Raw genomic sequence first — 2,513 nt, forward strand, 5'->3', positions numbered from 1 at the left:
GCTGAGCAGATGGGCTGGACACATCTTCTGGATGACGAAGATGATGAAAGTGAAAATTGGGCGGATGAATTTATCATCGAGGAGTATGAAGAGGGGGAAGCTTGGAAACGCCTGACCGGTTATGAGCCTACCGATTTTGATCAGTTTGAAGATCTACCGCTTTATCAAAAAGCACATGATTTTGCAGTTGATGCCAAAAAGATGCTTAACAAAGATTTCACAGAGCGGAACGACGAATCCATTCAAACGTTCTCTCGCTTCGTTACGATTCCTCCGGCTAAAATTGCCGGCGGATTCAGCTTTGGATTTGATAGGGACAGCATCGGCGGAAACATCGCCAACTGTAAACGTGGCCTGAACGCCGCAAACAAAGTGCTGGATGCCCTTTATGAGATCGGAGAAAAGGAGCTGCTTGAACGTGAATTGTATCTCGATTACTACAGCCGAGCCAAAGAAGTACGGGATGAGTTAGCTATCTATATTGTAGAACTGCGAGAGCGTTTTCGGCGTGGGATTTCTTAAATCTATCGTATTCAGATTTCATTATCGGTAACCGTCTCTTTGTGAAACTGAATATCATATAGTCGCCTGTATAGACCGTTTTGGTCCAGCAACTGCTGATGGGTTCCCTTCTCTAAAATCCGGCCATTATCCATTACCAGAATGGTTGTCGCGTTTTGTATGGTTGAAAGCCGATGTGCGATTACAAAAGTGGTACAGCTTTTCATCAGGTGATTTAACGCTACCTGAACAGCCGCCTCAGACTCTGAATCGAGTGATGAAGTGGCCTCATCTAGAAGCAAAATGTTGGGCTCCTTTAAAATGGCTCTAGCAATAGCCACTCGCTGACGCTGTCCTCCACTGAGTTTAATACCACGCTCCCCAACCAAAGCATCATAACCATCCGGATGCTCCATGATAAAATCGTGTGCCTGCGCAAATCTCGCTGCATCTTCCACCTCCCGGTCTGTAGCATCAAGTCTGCCGTACCTGATATTCTCCCGGATAGTACTACCAAAAAGTTGAATATCCTGGGGAACAATCGCAATTTGATTTCTCAGAGACTGCTGTGTAACTGTTGAAATGTCAGTTCCGTCGAACCGAATAGTACCTTCCTGTACATCATAAAATCGTGGGATGAGTTTGAGCAGTGTGGTTTTTCCTGCCCCGCTTGGGCCCACCAATGCAACAATATCGCCCGGTTTGCATGAAAAGTTTATATCGCGAAGTACGGGTTGATTTTCCTCGTAGTTAAAGGAAACATCTTCAAATGAAACGGCTCCTTTTACATCCCTCAACTCCACCGCGTCTGGGTGATCCTCAACACCGGGCTGCTCTTCAAGAAGGCCAAATATACGCTCTGATGCACCCACAGCACTGCTGAAAACAGTATAAACCCTCGACATTCCGCCCATCGACCGCCCAATATTGAAAGCAAAAAAGATGAACGCGACCAAGTCTCCGGCCGAGAGTCTGCCGGCCAGCACCTCTGTTCCGCCATACCAGAAAATGACGATCATTGTACTCATAAAAACAACACCCACCGATGACCAAAACAGGTTGCTAAACAGTACTTTTTTTCGGGATGTATCAAAAAGGGTATCCACTCCGGAGTTATACCTGCCGATTTCGTAAGGTTCTCGTGCAAATGATTTCACAGATTCAATCGCTCCCAATGTCTCTTCGGCAATTGCTGTGGTATCCGCCAGACGATCCTGAACCTCACGCGATAGCTTTCTAATCAGCTGACCAAAATATCGAACCGCCAGTGTAATGACGGGAACGGTGATGAAGATAATCAGGCTAAGTCTCCAGTTTAGGTAAACCATCAAAACAACCGAGCCCACCAGGTTGATACTCTGAGTGAGTCCCTCAGAAAGTGTACCTGTAACGGCGTCACGAATAGCAGCTACATCATTTGTCAGACGGGATGTGATTTCACCCAGACGCTGATTCGAATAGAACTTGAGACTTAAACGGTTCAAGTGCTCATACAGATTCTTGCGAAGGTCGGCAACAATTTTTTCACCGATCCAGTCGAGCGAGTAGCTCCCCCAAAAACCGAGAAGTGCCTGCGAAATAAATAGCCCGATGAGTACCAGCGTAACGCTGTTAAGAAGGGTCATATCGCCATCATCAAATACAGCATCGAGAAGCTCTCGCAAACCCAACGGCACCGCCAGCCAGACAAGCGTAGCCAAAACTGATGCTATCAACGCAACAATCAGCTTCGTTTTATACGGCTTGACATATGCCAGAATCTTCAAGTATTGACTAAAAGAGGATCGATCGATTTTCAATGGTTTATTAATGAGTTATTCTTAGTTGATGTAACCTTCGGGTCGGTAAGAGCGTTCTATTACGCACTATTATCAACTATATTTAATTTAAAACTACAAGTTACCCCTTTGATTAATTCTAGCTTATAAATCAAATTTTCTGTCAACCAAAAAAACTCACTCCCACCGCCTGGCTCGTTGTTCACGCCTCATTTCTCCTGAATTGATCATCTC

The 2,513-nt window shown here is 45.4% G+C and carries 1 protein-coding gene and 1 pseudogene; one reads left to right on the plus strand and one right to left on the minus strand.

What is annotated here, in order from left to right:
- Positions 1–522 (plus strand): annotated as a pseudogene (locus tag ACESM0_RS13680) (hypothetical protein); the annotation flags it as partial.
- Between the two features lie 11 nt (positions 523–533).
- On the opposite strand, the gene ACESM0_RS13685 reads toward ACESM0_RS13680, so the two are convergent.
- The gene (locus ACESM0_RS13685; protein WP_372906762.1) at positions 534–2,300 is read right to left on the minus strand and encodes an ABC transporter ATP-binding protein; all 1,767 of its coding nucleotides are present in this window, start codon (positions 2,298–2,300) and stop codon (positions 534–536) included.
- Positions 2,301–2,513 lie beyond the last annotated feature (213 nt).

Source organism: Rhodohalobacter sp. (assembly GCF_041686455.1).
GTDB lineage: Bacteria > Bacteroidota > Rhodothermia > Balneolales > Balneolaceae > Rhodohalobacter.